2 protein-coding genes are annotated in these 3,870 nt (G+C 63.5%); both read left to right on the top strand.

The window, feature by feature from the left end; translation table 11 throughout:
* Positions 1 to 146 precede the first annotated feature (146 nt).
* Positions 147 to 1,211 (top strand): branched-chain amino acid aminotransferase, encoded by a 1,065-nt coding sequence (locus ACNKID_RS07450; protein ID WP_417912812.1) that lies wholly within the window; start codon positions 147 to 149, stop codon positions 1,209 to 1,211.
* Between the two features lie 3 nt (positions 1,212 to 1,214).
* On the top strand, positions 1,215 to 3,870 hold a 2,656-nt coding region (locus tag ACNKID_RS07445), incomplete at its 3' end, for a UvrD-helicase domain-containing protein (protein WP_417912811.1).

Raw genomic sequence — 3,870 nt, 5'->3', positions numbered from 1 at the left:
CTGCGCTTCATCCGGCGGCGATGCTGCGCGCCTGTTCTTGCTTTTCGCGGTCTGCCGGGCTATTATGGGGCGACCGCAGGAAGCGCTGCGGACTTTCTCGGCAATACGCAAGAGTTGAACATATTTTCACCAGAAAGGACGGGACAATGGAGATCACGCTGCGCAAGGCGGAGACGCTGAAGGAGAAACCGGACGAAGGCAATCTTGGTTTTGGCAGACATTTCACCGACCACATGTTTGTCATGCGCTGGAGCGTCGGCAAAGGCTGGCAGGACGCGGAGATCAGGCCCTACGGCCCGTTCAGCCTCGATCCGGCGGCGATGGTGCTGCACTACAGCCAGGAGATTTTTGAGGGCCTGAAAGCCTATCATGGCGCGGACGGCTCCATCATCCTTTTCCGGCCCTTGGACAATCTGCGCCGCCTGAACCGCTCCGCTGTCCGCATGTGCATGCCGGAAATTCCGGCGGAAGAGGTACTGGAAGCCCTCAAGCAGATGATCGCCTTGGATCGCGGCTGGGTGCCGCAGGCTCCGGGCGCGTCGCTTTACATCCGCCCGGCGATGATCGCCACCGAGGCGGCTGTCGGCCTGCATCCGGCCAACGAGTATCTGTTTTTCATCATCTGCTGCCCGGTTGGCGCGTACTACGCCGAAGGCTTCAAGCCGACCAGAATTTATGTGGAAGACCGCTATGTCCGCGCCAGCGCAGGCGGCGTGGGCGAGGCCAAGACCGGCGGCAACTACGCCGCCTCGCTCAAGGCCTTTGCCGATGCCAAAGCGAAAGGCTGCACCCAGGTGCTGTGGCTGGACGCGGCGGAGCGCAAATATGTTGAAGAAGTCGGCACTTCCAACATTTTTTTTGTCATCAATAACGAGCTGATCACGCCGCCGCTCGGCGGCACCATTCTGCCCGGCATCACCCGCGACACCGTGCTGCAACTGGCCGCTGACTGGGGCATCAAAGCCAGCGAGCGGCGGATCGGCATGGACGAAATCATGACCGCTGCGGCAGACGGCTCGCTGAGCGAAGCCTTTGGCTCCGGCACAGCCGCAGTCATCGCGCCGGTGGGTGAATTCGTTTATCAAGACGCGGCGATTCAGATCGGCGGCGGCCAGACCGGCCCGATTGCCCAGCGGCTCTTTGACGGCATTCAGCAGCTCCAGCGCGGCCAGCTCCCGGACAGCCACGGCTGGCTGGTGCGGGCGGCGTAGGCCATGATGGCTTGGCAGCAGCCAGACGCTGCCAAGCTGGCACTCATGCTCAGCACCTCCATGTCCTACATCGCCGACCTTCACGTTCACTCCCGTTATTCCCGCGCCACCAGCAAGTCCAGCAATTTGCACGGCTTGGCGGCCTGGGCGGCAGTCAAGGGCATTGATGTGGTCGCCACCGGCGATTTCACCCACCCGGCCTGGTTCGCGCAGCTCTGCGACGAGCTGGAGCCTGCCGAGCCGGGCTTCTTCAAGCTGAAAAACCACGAGAGCAGCGGGCTGGCCGCTGTCCTGCCGCCCGGCGTGCAGCCGGACATATCGCGCATCCGCTTTGTCCTCAGCGCGGAGATCAGCTCGATCTACAAGCGCGGCGGCCAGGTGCGCAAGGTGCATAATCTGCTTTACGCCCCGGACTTCGAGGCGGCGCGGCGGATCAGCGGCGTGCTGGCCGGGATCGGCAATCTGGAGGCGGACGGCAGGCCCATCCTCGGCCTTGACTCGCAGACGCTCTTAGCCATCCTCCTTGAACACGCGCCGGACGGCTTCCTTGTGCCTGCGCACATCTGGACACCGTGGTTCTCGATCTTCGGCTCCAAGTCCGGCTTTGACGCGCTGGAAGACTGCTTCGGCGATTTGAGCGGCGAGGTCTTCGCCCTTGAAACCGGCCTGTCCTCCGATCCGGCCATGAACCGCGGCATTTCCGCCCTTGACCGCTTCGCCCTGCTCTCCAATTCCGACTGTCATTCCCCTGCGAAATTAGGCCGCGAGGCGAACATCTTCGCGGCGGGCTTTGATTTCTTCTCCCTGCGCGAGGCCCTGCGCCAGCCAAGCTGCGGGCAGCGGCTGGCGGCGACCATCGAATTCTACCCGGAAGAGGGCAAATACCACTGCGACGGCTGCCGCAGCTGCGGCGTGTGCTTTGAGCCGGAGCAGACCCGCGCGGCCAAAGGCGTTTGTCCGGGCTGCGGCAAAGCCTTGACGGTCGGCGTGCTGCACAGGGTGTTGGAACTGGCTGATCGGGACGAGCCGCTCTGGCCGGAGAACGCGCCCGCAGTCCGCAGCCTCATTCCGCTGCCGGAAATGCTCGGCGAGCTGTTCGGCTGCGGCCCGGCCAGCAAGCGGGTGGATGAAGCCTATGGACGGCTGATCAACGCCTTCGGCTCGGAGTTCCGCCTGCTGCTGGACACGCCGCTGTCTGAGCTTGCAGCAGTTTCGCCCCTGCTCGCCAAGGCCGTGGAGCGGGTGCGGGAAGGCAAGGTCATCCGCCAGCCCGGCTATGACGGTGAATTCGGAGTGATCAAGGTCTTTGCCGAAGACGAGCGGGCCGAGCTGGGCGGTCAGCTCAATCTTTTCGGTCTGAGCGCGTCCAAGCCAAGAAAAAAGCAGGAGCGCAGACAGGCTGCTCTCGGTCTCAAAAACAAGGATGAGGGCCAGCCAGAGCCGCTGCGCCGCCTGCTCAACCCGGAGCAGCAGGCCGCTGTGGACAGCGATTCCGACCGGATCATCGTTCAGGCCGGGCCGGGCACCGGCAAGACGCACACGCTGGTGCGGCGGGCTGTCCGCCTGCTGGAGCAGGGCCAAGGGCCGCTGGTCATCATCACGTTTACGAACAAAGCGGCAGAGGAAATCCGGCAGCGGCTGGCCGCCAGCGTGGGCGAGCAGGCCGCGCTGGTCGAGACCTTCCACGGCTTCTGTCTGCGCTGGCTGCGCCGTCGCAGTCCGCAGCTCACGCTGGCCGGGCCGGAGATGCGGGAGCGCATAGTCCGCCAGTGCTACCCGCAGCTTGCCGAGCGCGAGCGGCAGGACATCCGGCGGCAGGCCGCGCTCTTCCTCGCCAGCCAAGCGGAGCTGCCGGAAAGCTATGCCGAAACCGACCCGCTGCGGCCTTATTTTTGCTGCCTGCGCGAGCGCAACCTGCTTGATCTGGATGAGATTGTTCCGGCCTGCGTCAGCCTGCTGCGTCACGACAAGGAATTTGCCGCTGAAGTCCGGGCCAGCGTCGCCCACCTTTTGGTGGATGAATTTCAGGATTTGAACGCTGCGCAGTACGAGTTGGTACATCTTTTAGCTGAAACTGCGGCGGTCTTCGCCATCGGCGATCCTGATCAGGCCATTTACGGCTTCCGTGGCGCGAATCCGGCCTGGTTTCGCAAGTTCGTGGCCGAGCAGCAGCCGGACTTTCATGCCCTGACCCGCAATTACCGCAGCGGGGCGCGGATTCTTCAAGCAGCAGCGGCAGTGATCCGGCATAATCATGGGAATGAGGAAGTGCCCGATTCGCAGGCGATGTCGGACAAGCCGGGCCTGATGTATCGCCAGGCCGCCGTGAACGCCGCAAGCGAAGCCGCCTTTATTGCCGGGCAGATTCAGCACTTAGTCGGCGGCACCTCGCACCGGGAGATTGATCGTCTGCAAAAAAGCAGTGAAAACACGCTGGCTCTGTCGGATATCGCCATCCTCTGCCGCACCTCCCGCCAAATGCCGCTCATCGCCCATGCTTTGGCGGAACGGACGCTGCCCTGCCAGGTCGTTGATTTGCAGCCATTCTATCTGAACGGCACTGTCCGCCCGCTGTACTACGAGCTGCTCTTAGCTGCCGAACAGATTGACGCGGCGGAACTGCTTTTCCTGCTCGGACAGGAAGAGGGCATCGGCGCGG

Source organism: Candidatus Electronema sp. TJ (assembly GCF_048287355.1).
Taxonomy (GTDB): Bacteria; Desulfobacterota; Desulfobulbia; order Desulfobulbales; family Desulfobulbaceae; genus Electronema.
This window is presented reverse-complemented; position numbering and strand designations above follow the sequence as displayed.

Excerpts from the sequence above, each read along its gene's own strand:
- ACNKID_RS07450 (WP_417912812.1), top strand. The coding sequence starts at position 147 with ATGGAGATCACGCTGCGCAAGGCGGAGACGCTGAAGGAGAAACCGGAC.